Raw genomic sequence first — 20,993 nt, forward strand, 5'->3', positions numbered from 1 at the left:
GTCTGAGATGGTGCGCTACGTCGTCAATCGCCTGGCGCAGGCGGTCATGTTGCTGGTGATCGTCTCCGCGATCGGCTTTGCCATCCTGCATCTGGCACCGGGCGGTCCGCTCTCGCAATTCGCGGCGTCCGCGCAGATGACGCAGGAGGACCTCGAACGCGTCACGCGGCAGCTCGGCCTCGATCGACCATTGCCGATCCAGTACCTCGACTGGTTCGGCCGTATGCTGAGAGGCGACTGGGGCCGCTCCTACCGCGACGGCGAGGCGGTGCTGTCGGTGATCTCCTCGCATCTCGGCGCCACCCTGGAGCTGATGACGACGGCGACGATCATCGCGGTGCTGCTCGGCTGCTGGATCGGTGTGTTAGGGGCGCTACGCCGCTATTCGCTGTTCGATTCGCTGGCGACCGTCGGCGCCATGATCGCGCTGTCGATCCCGACCTTCTGGTTCGGCCTCGTCACCATCTACGTGTTCTCGGTGAAGCTCGGCTGGCTGCCGGCCGGCAACCGCGAGACCGTCGGCGACGGCTCGCTGCTCGATCTGCTCCATCATCTGATCGCGCCGGCGCTGGTGCTGGCGCTGGTCGAGACCGCGATGTGGGGCCGCTTCATGCGTTCCTCCATGCTTGAGGTCATCAACCAGGACTATATCCGCACCGCGCGCGCCAAGGGCATGCCGGAGTGGCATATCCTCACCGTGCACGCCTTGCGCAACGCGCTATTGCCGATGATCACCGTTGCCGGCTTGCAATTTCCGACGCTGCTTGGAGGAGCGCTGGTCGCCGAGACCGTGTTCACCTGGCCCGGCATGGGCCGGCTGTTTCTCGATTCCATCGGCTATCGCGACTATCCGGTGGTGATGGGCATCTTGATGTTTTCGGCGACGATGGTGTTGATCGGCTCGCTGCTGGCCGACATCTTCTATGCCGTCGTCGATCCGCGCATCCGGGTGGGCTAGGCGATGACGAGCGCAACTCTCGCCACCGTTCAGCTCGCGCCAGGCCAGGCCGCCTGGCGGCGATTCCGCCGGCACCGGCTGGCGCTGGCTGGCGCCGTGATCATTTTGATTCTAGTTCTCGGTTCGGCGCTTGGCCCATATCTGCTGCCATTCGATGACACCTATATCGACATCATGAAGCGGTTCGCGCCGCCATTTTCGGGTGCGCACATCCTCGGCACGGACGAGCTTGGCCGCGACGTGCTGGCTCGGCTGATGATGGGCGGGCGAGTGTCGCTTTCGATCGGCATCGTCGCGATGGTGATCGCGATGGCGGTTGGCATCGCCGTCGGCGCCTTCGCCGGTTTCTATGGCGGCGTGGTCTGCGCGGTGCTGATGCGGCTGGTTGACGCCGTGCTGTGCTTTCCGACGATCTTCCTCCTGCTCGCGCTCGCTGCGCTCACCGAGCCGGGCCTTGTCACCACCACGGTGCTGATTGCGGCCACCGCCTGGATGGCCGTCGCCCGCGTCGTCGAAGCCCAGGTGCGCTCGTTGCGCGAACGCGAATTCGCGGTGGCGGCGCTCGCCTTCGGCTCGTCGAACCTGCGCATCATGTTCCGCGAGCTCGTGCCGAATGCGATGGCGCCGATCGTGGTGGCGGCGACACTGAACGTCGCCAAGGCGATCCTGCTCGAATCCTATGTCAGCTATCTCGGCTACGGCATCCAGCCGCCGGCCGCGAGCTGGGGCAACATGCTCAACAACGCGCAGATCTATCTCACCAGCGCGCCGTGGCTGGCGATCGCGCCGGGTCTTGCCATCACGCTCGCGGTTACGAGCTTCAACTTCCTCGGCGATGGCCTGCGCGACGCGCTCGATCCGAGGATGAACATCCCATGACGAGCCCAGCCCACCTGCTTCGATCGAACGGAATATCTGGAGTATCCCATGTCCCCGCCGCTCACCCGCATAACCAGCGACGAACGCCTGCCCACTCAGGTTGACGTCGTCGTCATCGGCGGCGGTGTGATCGGTGTCTCCGCGGCCTATCATCTGGCGAAAAAGGGCCATTCCGTCGCGCTCGTCGAGAAGGGCCATGTCGGCGGCGAGCAGTCGAGCCGCAATTGGGGCTGGTGCCGCCAGCAGGGCCGCGCACGCGAGGAGATTCCGCTCGCTCGCGAGGCACTGCTTCTGTGGGAGGACATGCAGAACGATGCCGGCGTTGACGCCGGCTTCCGCCGCACCGGCGTTCTGTTCCTGACCAAAAGCAAGGACGAGCTCGCCGGTTGGGAGCGATGGGCGGCGATGGCGCGTGAGCAGCAGGTTCACTCCACCATCTTGACGCCGGCCGAGATCGCCGAGCGCCTGCCCGGCACCGCCGACAAATGGGTCGGCGGTTTGCACACGCCGAGCGACGGCCGGGCCGAGCCGTCAATGGCGGTGCCGGCGCTCGCGACCGCCGCGCGCAAGCACGGCGTCACCATTCACCAGGGCTGCGCCGCGCGTGGCCTGGAGACGCAAGGCGGACGGGTCAGCGCCGTCGTCACCGAGAAGGGTACCATACGCACGCAATCCGTGCTGCTGTCGGGCGGCGCATGGTCGTCGCTGTTCTGCCGGCGCCACGGCATTGAGTTGCCGATAGGCCTCGTCAACGCCACCGCATGCCGGACCACGCCCGGGCCGGAGATCATTTCGGGTGCGCTCGGCACCGACTTCTACTGCATCCGCCGCCGTCTCGACGGCGGCTTTACGCTGGCGCTGCGCAACCGCGGCACAGTCGAGCTGTCGCCCGATCTGTTCCGTTATGCGCGGACGTTCTGGCCGACCTATCTGCACCGCCGCAATGGACTGAAGCTGTCGTTCGGCAAGTCGTTCTTCGACCAGGTCATGCGCGGCACGAGCTGGAGCTTTGACAAGCCGTCGCCGTTCGAAACGGAGCGCGTGCGCGATCCGGAGCCGGACATGTCGCTGGTCAATGCGGCACTCGCCGCTCTGATCAAGTCGAACCCTGAATTGAAGGACATCGAGATCGCGGAAGCCTGGGGCGGCACGATCGACTGCACACCCGATACCATTCCGGTGATTGCGCCGGTCGATGCGCTGCCCGGCTTTTTCCTCGCGACTGGTTTTTCCGGCCACGGTTTTGGCATTGGGCCTGCGGCCGGCAAGCTCGCTGCCGACATCGTGACCGGCTCGACACCGCTGGTGGACCCCGTGGCCTATAGCCACAAGCGCTTGATCGACGGCCGGCGGCTCGCGCCGGTCAGCCCGTTCTGACAGCGTTGGCGGCATGACGGTTCTCTACAAAGCCAACATGGTGCGCGGTGCGGAATGGGCGACCTTCTTCGCGGAGCGCGCGCCAAACCTGCCGTTCCGGCTCTGGCCCGACATCGGCGACCCCGCGGACGTGCGCTATCTGGTGGCCTGGGTGCCGCCGGATGACATCGCGGCGAGCTTTCCTAATCTCGAGCTGGTCTTCTCGGTCGGCGCGGGCGTCGACCAGTTCGATGCCACGAAACTTCCCGCCCACATTCCGCTGGTGCGGATGCTTGAGCCCGGCATTGCCGAGACCATGGTCGAATACGTCACCATGGCCGTGCTCGCGCTGCATCGCGATCTCCTGCACTTCATCGCCCAGCAGCGAGAGCAGGTCTGGCGCGAGATCCGCATCACGCCGGCCAAGCGGCGGCGCGTCGGCGTGATGGGGCTCGGCCAACTCGGCCTGGCCGTGCTCGAACGTCTCAAGGCGTTCGGCTTTCCGCTTCTCGGCTGGAATCGCTCGCTGCGGGATATCGAAGGCGTGGCCTGCTACGCGGGCGTGGACGCGCTACCGGCCTTTATCGAGCGCACCGACATTCTCGTCTGTCTGCTGCCGCTGACCGACGAGACCCGCGGCATCCTGAACGCCGACCTGTTCGCGCGCCTGCCGCGCGGTGCGGGGCTGGTCAATGTCGGGCGCGGGCCGCATCTGGTCGAAGCAGATTTCCTTGCGGCACTCGACAGCGGCGCGCTGTCGGGTGGGGTACTCGACGTCACCGAGCCCGAGCCGCTGCCGCCAGGCCATCCGTTTTGGAGCCACCCGCGCATCCTTGTCACTCCACATAATGCGAGCATGACGACGCCGGACACGGCCGTCGACTACGTGCTCGACGTCATCGCGCGTCATCAGCGCGGCGAAGAATTGCCAGGGCGTGTCGATCGTAGTCGTGGTTACTGAGGACGAGATGTTGATGGTGTCATCGGTGCAGCTACGGGCTCCTCTTACCTCTTCCGCATGCGGGAGAGGTCGCGCCGAAGGCGCGGGTGAGGGTTCTGTCCTCTTGGGGGTTCTCGATTGTGGAGACACCCTCTCCCCAACCCTCCCCCGCAAGCGGGGGAGGGAGCGCACCTTCGTCGCGGCACGCGTGAGGATCTTCGCATGAGCATTGGCGCAAGCGCACCTGACCAAGTCGTTGCAGAGGCCCAGGCGCCGGCGCTGTCGGTTGCGGGCCTGACCACGTCATTCATGCGCGAGCGGCAGTGGCTTCCCGTCGTCCGCAACGTGTCATTCGATATCGCGCCCCGGGAAACCGTGGCGATCGTCGGCGAGTCCGGCTCGGGCAAGAGCGTCACCGCGCTCTCCATCATGCGGCTGATCCCGAAGGAGAGCGGCCGCATCGACGGCCGCGTCATGCTGGCCGGCCGCGATCTGCTGACGCTGCCCGAACACAGCATGAAGGATATCCGCGGCAACGACGTTGCCATGATCTTCCAGGAGCCGATGACCAGCCTCAATCCGGTGCTTACCATCGGCTTCCAGATCGCCGAGGCGTTGATCTACCATCGCGGCCTGTCGCGCGCGGCCGCTGAGGCCGAGACCGTGCGACTGCTCGATCGGGTCCGTATCCCCGCGGCGCAATCGCGCTTCTACGAGCATCCGCATCGTTTCTCCGGCGGCATGCGCCAGCGCGTGATGATCGCCATGGCGCTGGCCTGCAAGCCGAAACTCCTGATCGCCGACGAGCCGACCACCGCGCTCGACGTCACGATCCAGGCCCAGATCCTGGAGCTGCTCAAAGAGCTGCAGCAGGAGGAGGGGATGTCGATCCTCTTCATCACCCACGACATGGGCGTGGTCGCCGAGATCGCGGACCGCACCGTGGTGATGTATGGCGGGCAGGCGGTGGAGCTTGATGCGACCGCGCGCATCTTCGCTGCACCCGCGCATGCCTATACCCGTGCGCTGCTCGCGGCCGTGCCGCGCCTCGGCTCCATGAAGGGACGGCCTCGGCCGATGCGTTTTCCGATCGTCGACAAGATCACGGGGACGTCGGACGATCCGACGCAGACGCCGGATACGGTCTCGATCGCCGAGCGGCCGCTGCTCGAAGTATCCAACCTCACCACGCGCTTTCCGATCCGCTCGGGATTGTTCGGCAAAGTCTCGGGCCGCGTGCATGCGGTCGAGAACGTCTCCTTTGCTCTACGTGCCGGCGAGACGCTGGCGCTGGTCGGCGAGTCCGGTTGCGGCAAGTCGACGACGGGCCGCTCCATCCTGAGGCTGCTCGAGCCGAACAGTGGGACCGTCCTGCTCGACGGTCAGGACGTCCTCGGCATGAGCGGCCACACCTTGCGCGACTGCCGCAAGCAGATGCAGATCGTGTTTCAGGATCCGTTCGCAAGCCTCAATCCGCGCATGTCGGTGGGAACGGCGGTCGCAGCGCCCTTGCTTGCCAACGGTCTCGCCACCGCATCGCAAGCGCGAGACAAAGTCGCCGACCTCCTTGTCCGTGTTGGTCTGACCCCGGACATGGCCGCGCGCTTTCCGCACGAGTTCTCCGGCGGGCAGCGCCAGCGCATCTGCATTGCGCGTGCGCTCGCGCTCGGGCCGAAGCTGATCGTCGCCGACGAGGCGGTGTCGGCGCTCGACGTCTCGGTCAAGGCGCAGGTCGTCAATCTGATGCTCGACCTCCAGGCCAGCATGGGGCTTGCCTATCTCTTCATTTCCCACGACATCGCGGTGGTCGAGCGCATGAGCCACCGCGTCGCGGTGATGTATCTCGGCGAGATCGTCGAGATCGGCCCGCGTGCGGACGTGTTCGGCAATCCGCAGCATCCCTACACCAAGAAGCTGATGGCCGCCGTGCCGGTGCCCGACCCGGCCCGCCGCGGCGCCAAACGCGAAGCCTCGAACGACGAAATAAGAAGCCCTGTGCGCGCGCCCGATTACCAGCCGCCGGTCCGACAATATCGTGAAGTGTCGCCGGGCCACGTCGTGCAGATCTGGGGTGAGGAGTGGTCGGCGCCTGAGACGCGAAGGCGCGGCGGGCTTCAGATGAGAAGATCAGACCTCACGAATTGACGTGCAGGAACACGGCAAGAGTGGATAGATCTGGCATCGGCGAAACGCGGACGGGCTTGTGAACCAACGGCGCCGTCGATTCCGCTCCTGCGCCCCCCGGTATCGCGACAATGCGGACTCGACCTCCGGAAATTGTGACCGGATGGAGCGACAGGGAACGGCGGTATGTGAACCGTCTCATATTCCATCAACCTCTTTCGAGCTACCATTCCCGCAAGAAATTGCCACACCCGAAGCCAACTTACAGACACGGGTGAGATGCAATGCCTGCGAAGCCGCGTGCTCGCAGCTTTGGATTGGCCCTCGTCTTGCTCACGAGCAAGCCAACACCATCACTCAGAACAGATATTCAGACATTGGAATCAAGGGCATCGCGAAAACGCGTCCACGATCTCTTTTCGGGGTCGGCCGGTAGGCTGCTATTACCTGAGGAGTTCCCCAATGAAGATAAGTAATGCAATTTCCAGCGCATTATCCGTAACCGGATACGTCGGCAATCTTCGGATCGCTCGTTCTGATCTGATCAAGGCGGCCCATCTTCTTGAAAGAATTGGGCTCGCAGCCATCGGGGCATCTTGCGGGCTCTATGTGGGTGCGACGTTGTTGCGTCAGAGAGGTGGACTGTTTGAAAGCGGCTGGATCGTGCTGCTAATGATGCTCTACGGAGCTCTTAGCTGTTATGTCGGAATTGATCTGGCTTGCAATGTTGCCCGGAAATCGGTTCCGAGCATCTCGGAAGAATGGAACGGTTCCGAGGTGGCTGAGATCATGAGCGCGGCAGGAACGTTCGGCGCCGCCATTGCAGCAACTCTCTCGGTCAGTATCCTTGTCCTTGATCAAAATCTCCCCAATGGCCTGATAGGTTTTGTTGCCGGCTCTTGGGTGGTTGGCTCTTCGCTTCAAGTTGCGGCGGGAACGATGGCTCGTACCTACGGAGCCCCCATGGACAAGAAATGATGATGTGCTCACGGAAAGACATCTGTTTGGACGCAAGTGTTTGGATTCGGCTTCAGTCTGAAAGTGAGTAGCTGACGATCTTTCGCAACCTCAGTGGTCGAACGTTGCGTGCCGGTGAGTTTTAGTGGTGCAACCGTTGGCATCGAGCACTACCATGGAAGCGGTATCGGCACTGAGCAGCCTAATTTGTCGCACGACAAACAAGGCGTGCCATCGTGGTCATGTTGAGATATTGTCACTGCGTGCCGTGGTCCAACATTCTGCTAACCGCCAACCACACGATCGGTGGAGTCAATGCAGATTGCGGAGTGGCTCGAGAAGCTTGGGCTTGGACAATACGCGGAGCGTTTTGCCCAAAATGGGATCGACATGGGCGTCCTTCCCGAACTAATGGACGAGGACTTCGATAAGCTCGGAGTCCTGCTCGGCCATCGCCGTAAACTGCTGCGTGCTATTGCCGACCTCGATCCAGCCGCGTTGATCGCATCGCCGGCTCCTCCTCCTCAGGACGCCGAGCGGCGCCACCTCACCGTTATGTTTTGCGATCTGGTCGGCTCGACTGCGCTCTCGGCGCGTCTCGATCCCGAGGATATGTGGGAGGTGATCCGGGCCTACCGCGCCGCCTGCGCGAGCGTCATTGCTGCCTATGACGGCAAGATAGTCAGGTTCGTCGGTGACGGTATACTCGTCTATTTCGGCTATCCCCGCGCCCACGAGGATGACGCGGAGCGCGCAGTGCGAGCGGGCCTAGACGCCATCACAGCGATTAGTCGGCTCAAAACAGGCGCCGACGAGCGGGTTGAACTGCGGATCGCAATCGCGACCGGGCTTGTGGTGGTCGGCGACCTCATCAGCGGCGATGCGTCGGAAGAGCACGCGACGGTCGGCGACACACCAAATCTCGCTGCCCGGCTCCAGAGCCTGGCGGAACCGGGGGCGGTCGTCGTTGCGTCGTCGACGCGCCGGCTGCTCGGCGATCTCTTCACTTTTCGCAATCTCGGCCGCCGCGAGGTCAAGGGCATATCCGAACCCATCGCGGTCTGGGCGGTCGAGGGGGCGAGCGCATCGGAGAGTCGCTTCGAGGCGGTCCGCGCGGCGCGCTCGATCGGCTTTGTCGGCCGCAAGGAGGAGATTGAATTCACACTCTCGCGCCAGCGGCTCGCATGGCAGGGGCAGGGCCAGATGGTGTTGATTTCTGGCGAAGCGGGCATCGGCAAGTCGCGCATTGTCGCAACGCTGTCCGAAAGTCCCGCTTTGGGGGCGCACCGCCGGGTGCGGTATCAGTGTTCGCCCTACCACACCAACAGTGCGCTTCATCCCTTTGTCGCGCAGATCGAGCGCGCCGCCGGCATCTGCTCGCACGACACGCCCGGGCAAAAGCTCGACAAGCTTGAGGCAATGCTGGCGCTTGGAACACGGCAGGTCGCTCCAGCGACACCCCTCATTGCGGCCCTCCTCTCGATTCCAACCGGCAACCATTGTCCACCGCTCGGTTTGAGTCCAGCGCAGCAGCGGCGACAGACATTTGCCGTCCTTCTCGATCAGCTTGAGGGGCTGGCGCGAGAGCAGCCCCTGCTGGTTGTCTGCGAGGATATGCATTGGGCCGATGCCACGACGCTTGAATTGTTCGATCTCGGGGTCGACCGGATCAGGGGACTGCCGATACTCGTGCTCATGACAGCCCGGCCAGAGTTCGAGCCTTCCTGGTCGGGCCTTGCCAACGTCAGCCTGGTGCGGCTCGACCGGCTCGATCGGCAGGACACGCGCGCGCTGGTCGAGCAGGTCACCGTTGGTCGCCAGCTGCCACGCGAAATGATGAAGCAGATCATCGACAAGACGGATGGCATCCCGCTATTCGTCGAGGAACTGACAAAGATGGTGCTGGAGTCCGGACTGCTCGTCGAAGATGCCGGGCGCTATCGCCTCGGTCGTCCGCTCCCCCCGCTCGCTATTCCCGCGACGCTGCAGGATTCGCTGATGGCGCGGCTCGACCGGCTGGCTCCAGTCAAGGAGGTGGCGCAGATAGGCGCCGCTATCGGTCGCGAATTCTCATACCCGCTGTTGAGATATGTGGCGGGACGCGATGATTTGACGCTGAGCGCTGCGCTACAGCAACTCGGAGAGGCCGGACTGCTGCTGTGTCGCGGGGCTCCTCCCGAAGCAGACTACAGTTTCAAGCACGCTCTCGTTCAGGAAGCGGCCTACGAGAGCCTGCTTAAGAGCAAACGGCAGGTGCTTCACGCGCGTATCGGCGATGTCCTGCGTGAGAAGTTTCCGATCGTCGCCGAGACCGAGCCTGAAATTATAGCACACCACTTCACGGAGGCCGGGCTCAGCGAGGCCGCCCTCGAGTGGTGGCGCAAGGCGGGCCAGCAGGCGTTGAAACGTTCGGCCTATTCCGAAGCGATTGCACATTTCGGCAAGGCGATTGCCACCGCCGATGAACTGCCCGATGAGCCTAGCCGGTTGATGAGTAGGCTGCATCTTCAAATCGCATATGGCCGCGCATTACGAGGCAGTCTCGGGCACAGCGCCCCGGAAACGGTGGCCGCGTGGACACGCGCCCGACAGATCGCGGCCGATATCAATGATGCGGTTGAACTTGCGCCAGTCCATTCGGGCCTCTTCAATGCCTGCCTGACACACGGCGAGTTCGCTCCGATGCGGGAGCTGGCGGATTCCATCATGAGCGCCGCTGACCGGCGACCGGACTCGCCGGTGGCCGCCGTCGTTGCGCACTGGACGGGCGGAGTCACCTGCTGGTTCGGGGGCGACTACTTGAATGCGAGGACGCATCTTGAGCAGGCACTAGCGATCTATGGTGCCGAGCCGGATCCCTCGGCGTTTAGGGCCTCGGCGCTGGATCTCCCGTTTGTGATCATGAGGTTTCTTGCCCTGGTGCTTTGGCCGCTCGGCAGCATCGCTCGCGCGCGCCGGCTTGCCGCTGAAGCAGTGAGTGCCTCAGGAGAAAAGCGGGCGCTTTCCCGGGCCAATGCGCTTGTTCACCGCGCCGTATTCGACGGGCTGTGCGGGGGCTTGTTGCAGCAAACGGAGACCATCCTGGCGCTCGCTCTCGCTCGCGACCATACGATGCCGCTTTATGTGGCCGCCGGGACCTATCTGAATGGCCTGGCCAAGTGGCGTGGCGGCGACCGAATGGCCGGACTGATGGAAATGCGTCGCGGCTGGACCTTGCTGCATGAGAATGATTGCTACCTCTGTGAGCCGTTTTGGGGGATGCATGTCGCCGTGGCGGATGCAGAGGCGGGCCATCTCGAGACCGGGCTGGAAATCTTGAGCGAATTGATCGCGTGGACGGCGCAATCCGGCCAGCATTGGCTTGATGCCGAGCTGCATCGTGTCCAAGGAGAGCTCCTGTTGCGTCACGATTACCCGGCCGAATCCATGGCTGAAAATGCCCTCAATCGCGCGCTGGAGATCGCACGACACCAACAGGCGAGGACTTTCGAGCTGCGCAGCGCCCTTGGACTTGCGCGCCTGCACAAGAAGAATGGCCGAGTGGGCGCAGTGTCCGAGGTGCTGGCTCCCGTGCTCGCTGAATTCGATGCGGAGCGAGATCTCCCCGAAGCTATTGAAGCGAAGGAACTGCTCGTGAAGGAGCGTTAGCCACGTGCCGTTTCTCTAGCTGGCCGTGGCAAGAGAGGCATCCCGATCGTTCCCCCCGCATCTTCGACCCAATTGCCCGTTGGTTCGCAGCGCGAGGGGGACAACACAGGACGATTGTGCCGCCAGGGACTGAGGCAGAAGCATCAGGATCAGCGTGACTCCTCGCGTCCCTTCAGTCCGTCAGCGTGAGCCTGAGCGGGACCGGGTGGAGATCGCAGGCACGGCCCGCCTTGGCCACTTGCCCCGGCACGGGATGTCCAACCATCGACGGCAGCTCGCGGGACAATGCAATCAGGCCTTCGAGATCGAGACCGGTGTTCAGCCCAATGTCCCGGCAGAGATTGACCAGATCTTCGGTGCAGACATTGCCCGATGCCCCCGGCGCAAATGGGCAGCCCCCGAGGCCGCCGAGGGACGCGTCGAAGCGAACTGCGCCAGCGTCGAAACCAGCCATCACATTCACGAGCCCGAGGCCCCTCGTGTTGTGGAAATGCAGCGTCAGTTCGTCGCGCGGCACGAGACCGAGGATGGATTTGACGCGCTGTCGCACGAGCTTCGGATTGGCCATGCCGGTGGTATCCGCGAGCGTGATGCTCTGCGCACCGAGGCGGAGATAATTCTCGATCAGCCGTAGCACCTTGTCTTCGTGCTGCTCGCCTTCGAACGGGCAACCGAACGCCGTTGCGAGCGTAGCATTGAGGTGAACGCGTCTGCCGATCGCCGCGGTCACCCCTGCGAGTGCAGACAATGAGCCCTGGTGGTCCATGCCTATATTGACGCGATTGTGCGTCTCGCTCGCCGACATCACGAAATTCACCTCGTCGGCGCCGGCCTCCAGCGCGCGTTCGGCTCCTCTGAGATTAGGGATGAGCGCAACGAAGATCACGCCTTCACGTCGAACGATGGAGCGGAACACCTCATTGCCGTCGGCGAGCGCAGGCACCGCTTTCGGCGAGACGAAAGACCCCGCCTCGATCCGGCGAAAGCCCAACGCGGACAAGCGGTCGATCAGTGCGATTTTGAGGTCGGTCGGCACCACGGTCGGCTCGATCTGCAAGCCGTCGCGCGGGCAGACCTCCTGGATGGTGATATCTGGCAAGGCACTCATTGGACGACGCCGCGCTGTCGCAGCTCCCGGACGTCTTGTTCGGTCTTGCCGAGCTCGGCGAGGATATCTTCAGTGTGCGCGCCGAGCTCAGGGCCGCTCCAGCGGACCGCGCCGGGGGTATTGGAGAGCTTTGGCACGATGCCCGGCATCTTGACGGAGACGTCACCGGGCAGCGCAGCCTGGATGATCATCTCGCGGGCGAGATAGTGTGGATCATCGACAATGTCGGCGACCGAATAAATGCGTCCGGCGGGTATGCCGGCCGCTTCGAGCGCGTCGAGCGCCTCCTCAATGGTGTGCCTTCGGGTCCAATCCGCAATGGCCGCATCGAGTTCGGCATTGCGGGCGACGCGTCTGTCGTTGGTCGCGAGCTCTTCATCCTCAGCAAGATCGGGTCTGCCGATCGCGACCATCAGCCGCTTGAAGATCGCATCACTGTTTCCCGCAATGACGACGTAACTGCCATCGCGCGCCGGATAGGTGTTGGACGGACTGATGCCCGGAAGCGAGCCGCCGCTGCGGGTGCGGACATGGCCCATCAGGTCGTATTCCGGAACGAGGCTCTCCATCAGATTGAAGACGCTTTCGAACAACGAGACGTCCACGATCTGTCCCTTGCCGCCGCCGGCCTTGACGTGCAGCAGCGACATCAATGCGCCGATCACCGCATGCAGCGAGGCCAGACTGTCGCCGATGCTGATGCCCGCACGCGCAGGCGGAGATTGGGCATCGCCCGTCGTGTAGCGCAGCCCGCCCATCGCTTCGCCGATGGCGCCAAAGCCGGGGCGGTCACGGTACGGACCGGTCTGCCCGTAACCGGAGATGCGCACCAACGTCAGGCGGGGATTGAGTGCGGAGAGTACGCTCCAGCCCAGGCCCATCTTCTCCAGGATGCCGGGTCGGAAATTCTCGATCACCACATCCGCCTTCGCCGCGAGTGCCTTCGCGATAGCAAGGCCTTCATCGGACTTGAGGTCGAGCCCGATCGATTTCTTGTTGCGCGATTGCAGATACCACCACAGCGACGTGCCCTGATGCAGCTTGCGCCATTTGCGCAAGGGATCGCCCTGGCCCGGCTGCTCGATCTTGATCACCTCCGCGCCGAATTCGGCGAATAGTCGTGCCGCAAACGGTGCCGCGATCAGCGTGCCAAGCTCGAGCACGCGAATGCCGCTGAGTGGACCTTCCATGTCGCTTCCTCCAAAAACGATCGAGCAAATCTCCTATAGAAGATTTCTCTTTTATAATAGAAAATTTCTGCTAGGCTTCGTTTTGTGAAGGCGCAGTCAAGACGCCACGCAGGGACGACAACGCAAACGGGGGATCGCCGTGAGACTGAAGTCAGCGGTACCGGTCGCAGCATTGCTGTTGGCCGCGGGAATGCCTGTTGCTTGCGCGCAGGCGCAGCAGCCCGGAACGATCTACGGATTCGGCGACAGCCTGCTCGACGTGTCGCGCAATTGCCCGATCGCGTTTCCGCAATCGGCGCCGTACGGTGCCTGCGGCAATGGTCGCGGCTCGCTGCAATGGCTGTCGATGCTGACCAGCTATAGCTTCAGCAAGCCCAACGATTACGCCTACAACGGCGTCGGCAACGGCGTCTTTCCGGCATTCAACGGCGGCCCGACAGTGGCGCAACAAATTGTCGAGTTCACCAGCGCCGGCAGAAGCTTCCAGCCGAACGACCTCATCGTCCTCGGCGGCATGCCCAACAATTGGGGAGCGATGTTCCTGGGGATCCCGGATCCGAGCGGCGCTGCCTACACGCCCCAAACGCTGGCGACCGCGACCTTGTCTCAGCAGTACAGCAATCTCGCCGCATTGATCAAAGCGGGCGGGCACAATTTCATTGCCGAGAACATGTTTAGTTCGTCGACCTACAACTGGTACAATGTCGGCGGATTTTATCCCTTTGGGCCGCCCTATAACCAGATTCCCGATCTTCCGGTGGCGCGCCAATTCTTCGGGCTGGTCAACGACAATCTCGCGGCAACGCTTGCGCCCCTCGCGCGCCCCGGAGTTCGCATTCATGTCGTCGATCTCGCCGCGATCTACACCAAAGCCTACACCGATCCGACCAGCCTTGGATTCAAGACCGGTAGGGCTTGCGTCTTTGATGGCAATTGCCTCACGGCGTCGAAGGACGTGCAGAACCAGCATTTCATGTTCGATCTGCATCCGACCGATGCGGGCTATGCGGTGATTGCGCGCTACGAAGCCAACCTGCTCGCGGCACAGGACGGTATTGCCGCGCAGGGCGACGTCGCGCAACTCACTGCGCAGAATTTCTCGAATTCGATCTTCTCGCGGCTCGACGCGTTTCGTGCCAACGATCCGCGTGTAACGGGAACGGCGTCACCGTCTCAGGCCTTTGCTGCTATGGATCGGCCCGGCATGAGCACGAAGGCGCTGCCGCGTCTTGCGCCCGAACTGCCGCTCTCGGTCTATCTCGCCGCAGCCTATGGCAGCGGCAGCCGCGGCGACCGCTTCAGCGCCGACGGAAACGCCACCGGGTTCGACTACACGCTTGCGGGCGGCACCTTCGGTGCCGACTACAAGGTCGACCCCAACATCCGCGTCGGCGGCGCGCTCAACTACACCAATCCGGTTGCTAATCTGCATGGTGGCACCGGTCACCTCAACCTCGACAGCTATCAGATCGGCGGCTTTGCGTCCTTCACCTACCCGCATCTGTTGACGGACATCGTGGCGACGTATGGCTACAACAACTACCGCATCGATCGTCCCGGCGTCGTCGATACGATCCGCGGCAGCACCACCGGCAATACCTTCACGATCGGCGCCAAGTCGGCCTATCTGTTCGATGTCGGCGCGGTCCGGGTCGGTCCCCTGGCCGGGCTGGTCTACGACTACACCAACGTCAATCCGTACACCGAGACAGGTGATCCCATCATTACCCAGACGGTCGCGCGGCAGAAGCTCGAAGGCCTGACCGGCAGCGCGGGCCTACAGTTCCGCGCGCCCTTCACCGTTGCGACGCGCTCCGTCAATTCCTTCCTCAATCTGACCGCCGAGCATGATTTCCTCGGGGGCGCGCGGACGCTGCTCGCGGCGGAAACGGTGGCGCTCGCTCTGCCGATCTACACAGTCGTGCAGGGCAATCCTGATCGCGCCTATGGCAAGGTGGTGGGCGGCCTGAGCACAGCTCTGTCAGGCAACATCAACGCCATGCTCACCGCGGCGGGAACGTTCGGCACCAGCAATCCGCAGTTCGCGCTGCAAGGCGCAGTCAAGGTAGCTTTCTAGTGGCGATGAGAATGAAAAATCAGCGATACCTCAAGGAGGGAACTATGACCTGGTCACGGCTTCGCGCGGCCGCGCTTGCAATGCTATTGGGCACCGCTCCTGCGGCGGCGCTCGCCGAAGACGCGGCGTTCCGGATCGGCGTGATCGACGACATGTCCGGCGTCTATTCCGGCAATGGCGGGCCCGGCACGGTACTGGCCGCCAGGATGGCGGTCGAAGATTTCGGCGGCAAGGTGCTGGGTCGTCCGATCGAGGTCATCTCGGCCGACCATCAAAGCAAGCCCGACATCGGCGCGGCCCTTGCGCGCCAGTACATCGAGCAGCAGGGGGTGAGCGCGATCATCCCGGGTGGGGCGAGTTCGGTCGGGCTCGCGGTGCAGGCCATTGCGCGCACGCTGAAGAAGACCACGCTGGTCAGCGGCGGCTATGCGTCGAATTTCAGCGGCGACGGCTGCTCGCCCTATGGCACGCAGTGGGCGCCATCGACCAGCGAGCTCTCCAAGACCATCGCCAGGGGCATCGTCGATACGGGCGGCAAGAAGTGGTTCTTCATCGTTGCCGACTATGTATTCGGCAAGAATCTCGCCGCCGATGCGGGCGAGACCGTCAAGGCCTCCGGCGGCCAGGTCGTCGGCCAGGTGCTGCATCCGCTCAATGTCACCGATCTCGCCTCGCAACTCCTCGCGGCGCAGGGCTCCGGCGCCGACGTGATCGGGCTGGCCAATGCCGGGCCCGATCTCGTCCTCGCGATCAAGCAGGCGAGGGAATTCGGCGTCAGCGCCAAGCTCGCGACCATGCTGGTTTTCGAGAACAACGTTACTTCGCTCGGCCTTTCCACCGCGCAGGGCCTGCGGCTCGCGGCCTCGTTCTACTGGGATCTGAACGACGAGACCCGTGCCTGGTCGAAGCGCTTCATGGCGCGCAACGGCAATGCGGTGCCGACGATGGGGCATGTGCTGGCCTATCTCGCCACCACCCATTACCTGAAGGCGGTCGCCGCAATCGGCTCCGACGATGCCGCACAAGTGCAGGCCAAGATGTTGCAGCAGCCGATCGAAGGCAACCTGATCCAGCACGCCCATATCCAGCCCAATGGCCGGGTGGTCTCCGACATGCACATTTTCGAGGTGAAGAGCCCGCAGGACTCCAAGAGCCCTGCGGATCTCTACAGGCTGGTCGCGACGCTGCCGGGCGATGGCCTGTTCGTCTCGGCCGAGAAGAGCGGATGTCCTCACCTCGCGGTGAGGTAAGCCGCAGTTGGGAATTGAGGTGCTGCCATGAATGCTGAGGATACGATGCGCGCTACGCCGCACGACGAGGTGCGGGGCGATGCCCCGCACGGGCTCCGGGCGTTCAAGATGTATATCGACGGCGAATGGTGCGAGTCGACCTCCGGACGTTGGCTGGAAACCAAGGATCCGTATACGGGAAAGCCATGGGCCGTCATTCCCAAGGGAAATGCGGAGGACATCGACAGGGCAGTGCAGGCGGCGAATCGGGCCTTCGTTGCCGGTCCCTGGGCGAGCATGCATCCGAGCGATCGCGGCGCGCTGTTGAATCGCCTTGCCGACCTCATCGCTGCGAATGCGGAACGGCTGGCCGAGCTGGAAGTGCGCGACAACGGCAAGCTCAGGGTGGAGATGCTCGGGCAGATGAGATATCTGCCGCGCTGGTTTCAGTACTACGGCGGCCTTGCCGACAAGATCGAAGGCCGCATGCCGCCGACCGACAAGAAAGGCATGCTCCACTACGTCTCCTACGAGCCGATCGGCGTCGTCGGCGCGATCACGCCGTGGAATTCGCCGCTGCTGCTGACGGTCTGGAAACTCGCGCCCGCCCTTGCCGCCGGCAACACCGTGGTCATCAAGCCGTCCGAATTCGCGTCCACGTCTCTGCTCGCATTGGTCGAGCTGTTCGAACAGGCCGGGTTCCCGAAGGGCGTGGTCAACGTCGTCACGGGCCTGGGCGCCGAGACCGGGGAGCCTCTCGTCGAGCATCCCTTCGTCGACCGGATCGCCTTCACCGGGGGCAATCTTGCCGGCCGCAAGATCTATGAGGCGGCGGCGCGGCAGTTCAAGCGTGTCTCGCTCGAGCTCGGCGGCAAGTCCCCGAACATCGTGTTCGGCGATGCAGGCATCGAGGATGCGGTCAAGGGTGTCATCTCCGGCATCTTCGCCGCGAGCGGGCAGACCTGCATGGCCGGCTCGCGGCTGCTATTGCATTCCTCGATCCACGACGCGTTCCTTTCGCGTCTCGTCGAGGTAATGAAGGCGGCGCGTCTCGGCGATCCCAACAGCCCCGAGACCGACGTCGGACCGGTCGCGACCGAGCAGCAGCTGCAGAAGGTGCTTCACTACATCGAGCTCGCCAAACAGGAAGGCGCTCGCTGTGTTCTCGGCGGCCGACGCGCCTTTCGGCCGGAATGCGGCGACGGCTGGTTCGTGGAGCCGACCATCTTCGCCGATGTCACCAACGACATGCGGATCGCGCGCGAGGAGGTGTTCGGGCCGGTTCTCAGCGTAATCAGATTTGATTCCGACGACGAGGCGGTCGCGCTTGCCAACGATACGCCGTTCGGCCTTGCGGCAGGGCTCTGGACCACCGACCTTGGCCGCGCGATCGCGCTGCCGAAGAGACTGCGGGCGGGGACGGTCTGGGTCAACGCCTATCGCGTCGTCAGCTATCTCTCACCCTTCGGCGGCTTCAAGGAGTCCGGCATCGGCCGGGAGAACGGGCTCGACGCCATCTACGAATATCTGGAGCCGAAGAGCGTCTTCATCAATCCGACGCCGTCGATCTCCAATCCGTTTACTTTGCAGTAGGACGGGACCCATTCGGGTCAGGCGCGGCGGCGTCGGATGACGAGATAGTAGGCGCATGGAGTCCTGCCCGCATTGATGAAACGGTAGGATTCGCGCACATCGAAGTAGAAGGAGTCGCCGGTATCGAGGACGTAGTTCGCCTCGCCCGTCTGCACCGTCAACTGGCCCTCGTGCACGACCAGATATTTTTCCGTCGGCACCTTGTAGGGCGGCAGCTCGCCGGAGGATTCGCCCGGCGGAATTCGGTGCAGCAGGAACTCGAGGTCGTTGTCCAGATGGGACGGCGACAGGTTGTGACGTTCAAATCCGGTCTCGGGATCCTTGAAGGCCAACCGGTTGGCCTTGCGAATCACCGCGACCTGCGCGGGATCTGGCTCCGCGCCCATCAGCGTGGACATCGAGACATTGAGCCCCTTGGCGATACGCACGATGATCGCGAGTGTCGGGCTCTTCTCGCCGCGTTCGACCTTGGACAGCATGGCGCGGCTGACGCCGGATTGCGCCGCAAATTCCTCCAGCGTCAGGCCCGCCTGCGTCCGCAGCCGCTTCACCCGGCCGCCGAGTTCGACGATGATGGCATCGTCACCCGCGCGGCCGGCTCGCGGGTGCCGCCGCGATTTCGTCGGTGCTTTGCGGGAAATTGCACCCTCGCTTCCGGGCGCTTCCGAAGTCTTGTGTCGTCGTGCGGGCAATCTGTCGTGCATGCGACGCATATTTTCAGAAGTTGGGGCGCCTCACAAGGTTGTATGTGGCCCGGCCCTCGCTGAAGCGCCGTTCCGCCGCATCAGGTCGTCTGCGGCTGTCCGTCACGGCGTCCGCCGTGACGAATGCTTCTCACGAATTGACGTGCACGAAATCCCGCAGCAGCGGATAGATCTCGTTATTCCAGCGCTTGCCGGAGAACACGCCGTAATGGCCGACGCCGGCCTGCATGTGGTGCACCCTGCGATAGGCGCGCACACCGGTGCAGAGGTCTTGCGCGGCGAGCGTCTGGCCGATCGAGCAGATGTCGTCCTTCTCGCCTTCGACCGTCATCAGCCCTATGCGGCTGACGGCTTTGGTGTTCACGGGACGGCCGCGATGCATCAGCTTGCCTTGCGGCAAGAGGTGCTCCTGGAACACGTCGCGCACGGTCTCGATGTAGAACTCCGCCGGCAGGTCCATCACGGCGAAATATTCGTCGTAGAAGGTCTTGATGCTGGCGGCCTTCTCCTTCTCGCCCTTGGCGATGTGATTGGCGAGATCCATGTGCTGTCTGATATGGCGCTCGAGATTCATCGAGACGAAGGCGGTGAGCTGCACGAAGCCGGGATAGACCTTGCGGAGCGCGCCTCGGCACTGCATCGGCACGTAGTTGATCAGATTGCTCTCGAACCAGTCGATCGGCTTGCTCTTGGCGAACTCGTTGACCCTGGTCGGCTGGATGCGCGTGTCGATCGGGCCTGCCATCAGCGTCAGCGTCGCCGGCCGCGAGGGATGGTTGTCCTCGCACATGATCGCGGCGGCAGCGAGGGCGGACACCGACGGCTGGCAGATCGCGACCATGTGCGGGCGCGGCCCGAGCTGTCCGAGAAAGTCGATGAGATGCTCGGTGTAATCGTCGAGCCCGAAGCGGCCTTCGCTGCGGGGAATGTCGCGCGGATTGTGCCAGTCGGTGATGTAGACGTCGTGATCCTGGAGCAGCGTCTTCACGGTGCCGCGCAAGAGCGTGGCGAAATGGCCGGACATCGGCGCCACCAGCAGCATCCGCGGCTGCTCGCCCACGTCCTTTTTCCTGAAGTGCAAGAGCGAGCCGAACGGCGTCGCGTAGGCGATCTCCTCGGTGACGGCGACCTCGCGATTTCCGACCATGACGCTGTCGATGCCGTAGGCCGGGCGGTGATAGGTGAGGGTGGAGCGCGAGATCAGCTCTAGTGCGGCGGCGAGCCGGCCGACGACCTGATCCGACATGCCCTGCGGCACCAGATGGAGGAATTTGAGCGCGGACGAGGCCCCCGCCCGCCACGGCGCCGTCAGGTCCATCTGGTTCTGAAAGTTTTGATAAAACATCGACATCATACTGAAGTGCCCACCTGTCCCATGTTGCCATGCAATATCGGAGCCAAACCTCAATCAAATCGCCCGGAAAACTGGCACATCGCTTGCTCTTCAAGCGGGGTGAACACACGGGAAAGCACAGGCAATGGGCACGCCCGCGGGCCGGGCGGGCTGCCGGTGTCAGGCGTGAGGGAAGAGGCCATATGGCGAAAGCGACACTGACCATCAGCAGCAAGAACTACTCGTCCTGGTCGCTGCGTGGCTGGCTGCTGACGAAGTTTTCCGGGCTCGATTTCGAGGAGATCGTCACCGCGCCGGACGATGCCTCCGCGCGCGCCGAGATTCTGCTGCTGTCGTCCTCGATCTTGGTGCCGTGTCTGCGGCACGATGGCGCCACGGTCTGGGATACGTTGGCCATCGCCGAATATCTCAACGAGGTCATGCCGGACGCCGGGCTAGTGCCGGCCGACCGCATCCAGCGCGCCCATTGCCGCTCGATTTGCGGCGAAATCCATTCCGGCTTCACCACGCTACGCGCCTCGCTGCCGGTCAATCTGAAGGGGCACTTCCCCGGCTTCAAGATCTGGTCGCGCGCGCAGGCAGATATCGACCGGATCTGTGCGATCTGGCGCGACTGCCTGGAGCTATCGGGCGGTCCGTTCCTGTTCGGCGAGAAGCGCACCATGGCGGATGCGATGTACGCGCCCGTCGTGACGCGCTTCGTGACCTATAACGTCAAGCTCGAGCCGCGGCTCCAGGCCTATGCCGATACCATCATGGCCATGCCCGAGATGAGGGAGTGGGTCGCCGCGGCCAAGGAAGAGCCGGCGGAGATCGAGGAGCTCGAGGTCGAATATTAGGCAGGCTTTGCCTGCCCTGCCTGTTTAGGCGGCGCCG

General features: G+C 63.5%; 15 protein-coding genes. 11 read left to right on the top strand and 4 right to left on the bottom strand.

Annotated elements, in window-relative coordinates; genetic code table 11:
• The first annotated feature begins 7 nt into the window (after positions 1-7).
• The 7 genes from FXV83_RS31615 (at position 8) to FXV83_RS31650 (ending at position 10,862) form a co-directional block, all read left to right on the top strand.
• Entirely contained in the window at positions 8-958 is a 951-nt protein-coding gene (locus FXV83_RS31615) for an ABC transporter permease (protein ID WP_148743496.1), read from the top strand.
• Positions 959-961: 3 nt separating this feature from the next.
• A complete protein-coding gene (locus FXV83_RS31620) occupies positions 962-1,837 on the top strand; it encodes an ABC transporter permease (protein ID WP_148743497.1) in 876 nt (291 codons plus the stop codon).
• A gap of 48 nt (positions 1,838-1,885) precedes the next feature.
• Entirely contained in the window at positions 1,886-3,214 is a 1,329-nt protein-coding gene (locus tag FXV83_RS31625; RefSeq protein ID WP_148743498.1) for an NAD(P)/FAD-dependent oxidoreductase, read from the top strand.
• A gap of 13 nt (positions 3,215-3,227) precedes the next feature.
• A complete protein-coding gene (locus tag FXV83_RS31630; protein WP_148743499.1) occupies positions 3,228-4,154 on the top strand; it encodes a 2-hydroxyacid dehydrogenase in 927 nt (308 codons plus the stop codon).
• 201 nt (positions 4,155-4,355) lie between these two features.
• Positions 4,356-6,278 (top strand): ABC transporter ATP-binding protein, encoded by a 1,923-nt coding sequence (locus FXV83_RS31640; RefSeq protein WP_148743500.1) that lies wholly within the window; start codon positions 4,356-4,358, stop codon positions 6,276-6,278.
• Between the two features lie 441 nt (positions 6,279-6,719).
• Positions 6,720-7,235, top strand: a complete 516-nt coding sequence (locus FXV83_RS31645) for a hypothetical protein (RefSeq protein ID WP_148743501.1) — start codon at positions 6,720-6,722, stop codon at positions 7,233-7,235.
• Between the two features lie 294 nt (positions 7,236-7,529).
• A complete protein-coding gene (locus FXV83_RS31650) occupies positions 7,530-10,862 on the top strand; it encodes an adenylate/guanylate cyclase domain-containing protein (protein ID WP_187436296.1) in 3,333 nt (1,110 codons plus the stop codon).
• Between the two features lie 172 nt (positions 10,863-11,034).
• On the opposite strand, the gene FXV83_RS31655 is transcribed toward FXV83_RS31650, so the two are convergent.
• Together FXV83_RS31655 and FXV83_RS31660 are read right to left on the bottom strand one after the other, a co-directional pair.
• Positions 11,035-11,970: a hydroxymethylglutaryl-CoA lyase gene (locus FXV83_RS31655; RefSeq protein ID WP_148743503.1), complete on the bottom strand. Its 936-nt coding sequence runs from the start codon at positions 11,968-11,970 to the stop codon at positions 11,035-11,037.
• Complete coding sequence (locus tag FXV83_RS31660) at positions 11,967-13,160, bottom strand: CaiB/BaiF CoA transferase family protein (RefSeq protein ID WP_148743504.1); 1,194 nt, start codon at positions 13,158-13,160, stop codon at positions 11,967-11,969. Before FXV83_RS31660 ends, FXV83_RS31655 begins: the two co-directional genes overlap by 4 nt.
• 139 nt (positions 13,161-13,299) lie before the next feature.
• Between FXV83_RS31660 and FXV83_RS31665 the strand changes: the two genes are divergently transcribed.
• The 3 genes from FXV83_RS31665 to FXV83_RS31675 are packed head-to-tail and all read left to right on the top strand — an operon-like array spanning position 13,300 to position 18,059.
• The gene (locus tag FXV83_RS31665) at positions 13,300-15,237 is read left to right on the top strand and encodes an autotransporter domain-containing protein (protein ID WP_148743505.1); all 1,938 of its coding nucleotides are present in this window, start codon (positions 13,300-13,302) and stop codon (positions 15,235-15,237) included.
• A gap of 44 nt (positions 15,238-15,281) precedes the next feature.
• Entirely contained in the window at positions 15,282-16,487 is a 1,206-nt protein-coding gene (locus FXV83_RS31670) for an ABC transporter substrate-binding protein (protein ID WP_148743506.1), read from the top strand.
• 45 nt (positions 16,488-16,532) lie between these two features.
• Positions 16,533-18,059 carry an aldehyde dehydrogenase gene (locus tag FXV83_RS31675; protein ID WP_148743533.1) on the top strand — a complete coding sequence of 509 codons (1,527 nt, stop codon included), beginning with the start codon at positions 16,533-16,535 and terminating at the stop codon, positions 18,057-18,059.
• A gap of 17 nt (positions 18,060-18,076) precedes the next feature.
• On the opposite strand, the gene FXV83_RS31680 is transcribed toward FXV83_RS31675, so the two are convergent.
• Together FXV83_RS31680 and FXV83_RS31685 are read right to left on the bottom strand one after the other, a co-directional pair.
• Positions 18,077-18,763, bottom strand: coding sequence for a helix-turn-helix domain-containing protein (locus FXV83_RS31680; RefSeq protein ID WP_148743507.1), 687 nt, complete (start codon positions 18,761-18,763; stop codon positions 18,077-18,079).
• Positions 18,764-18,893: 130 nt separating this feature from the next.
• Positions 18,894-20,117 carry a polyhydroxyalkanoate depolymerase gene (locus FXV83_RS31685; protein WP_148743508.1) on the bottom strand — a complete coding sequence of 408 codons (1,224 nt, stop codon included), beginning with the start codon at positions 20,115-20,117 and terminating at the stop codon, positions 18,894-18,896.
• A gap of 182 nt (positions 20,118-20,299) precedes the next feature.
• Here FXV83_RS31685 and FXV83_RS31690 point away from each other — a divergent pair, with 182 nt between their 5' ends.
• Entirely contained in the window at positions 20,300-20,956 is a 657-nt protein-coding gene (locus FXV83_RS31690; RefSeq protein ID WP_148743509.1) for a glutathione S-transferase family protein, read from the top strand.
• Positions 20,957-20,993 lie beyond the last annotated feature (37 nt).

Origin of the sequence: Bradyrhizobium hipponense (assembly GCF_008123965.1) — a bacterium.
Lineage (GTDB): Bacteria > Pseudomonadota > Alphaproteobacteria > Rhizobiales > Xanthobacteraceae > Bradyrhizobium > Bradyrhizobium hipponense.

What these genes read in the sequence shown, in the direction of transcription:
- FXV83_RS31615 (WP_148743496.1), top strand. Translation starts at nt 8, where the DNA reads ATGGTGCGCTACGTCGTCAATCGCCTGGCGCAGGCGGTCATGTTGCTG.
- FXV83_RS31620 (WP_148743497.1), top strand. Translation starts at nt 962, where the DNA reads ATGACGAGCGCAACTCTCGCCACCGTTCAGCTCGCGCCAGGCCAGGCC.
- FXV83_RS31625 (WP_148743498.1), top strand. Translation starts at nt 1,886, where the DNA reads ATGTCCCCGCCGCTCACCCGCATAACCAGCGACGAACGCCTGCCCACT.
- FXV83_RS31630 (WP_148743499.1), top strand. Translation starts at nt 3,228, where the DNA reads ATGACGGTTCTCTACAAAGCCAACATGGTGCGCGGTGCGGAATGGGCG.
- FXV83_RS31640 (WP_148743500.1), top strand. Translation starts at nt 4,356, where the DNA reads ATGAGCATTGGCGCAAGCGCACCTGACCAAGTCGTTGCAGAGGCCCAG.
- FXV83_RS31645 (WP_148743501.1), top strand. Translation starts at nt 6,720, where the DNA reads ATGAAGATAAGTAATGCAATTTCCAGCGCATTATCCGTAACCGGATAC.
- FXV83_RS31650 (WP_187436296.1), top strand. Translation starts at nt 7,530, where the DNA reads ATGCAGATTGCGGAGTGGCTCGAGAAGCTTGGGCTTGGACAATACGCG.
- FXV83_RS31655 (WP_148743503.1), bottom strand. Translation starts at nt 11,970, where the DNA reads ATGAGTGCCTTGCCAGATATCACCATCCAGGAGGTCTGCCCGCGCGAC.
- FXV83_RS31660 (WP_148743504.1), bottom strand. Translation starts at nt 13,160, where the DNA reads ATGGAAGGTCCACTCAGCGGCATTCGCGTGCTCGAGCTTGGCACGCTG.
- FXV83_RS31670 (WP_148743506.1), top strand. Translation starts at nt 15,282, where the DNA reads ATGACCTGGTCACGGCTTCGCGCGGCCGCGCTTGCAATGCTATTGGGC.
- FXV83_RS31675 (WP_148743533.1), top strand. Translation starts at nt 16,533, where the DNA reads ATGCGCGCTACGCCGCACGACGAGGTGCGGGGCGATGCCCCGCACGGG.
- FXV83_RS31680 (WP_148743507.1), bottom strand. Translation starts at nt 18,763, where the DNA reads ATGCACGACAGATTGCCCGCACGACGACACAAGACTTCGGAAGCGCCC.
- FXV83_RS31685 (WP_148743508.1), bottom strand. Translation starts at nt 20,117, where the DNA reads ATGATGTCGATGTTTTATCAAAACTTTCAGAACCAGATGGACCTGACG.
- FXV83_RS31690 (WP_148743509.1), top strand. Translation starts at nt 20,300, where the DNA reads ATGGCGAAAGCGACACTGACCATCAGCAGCAAGAACTACTCGTCCTGG.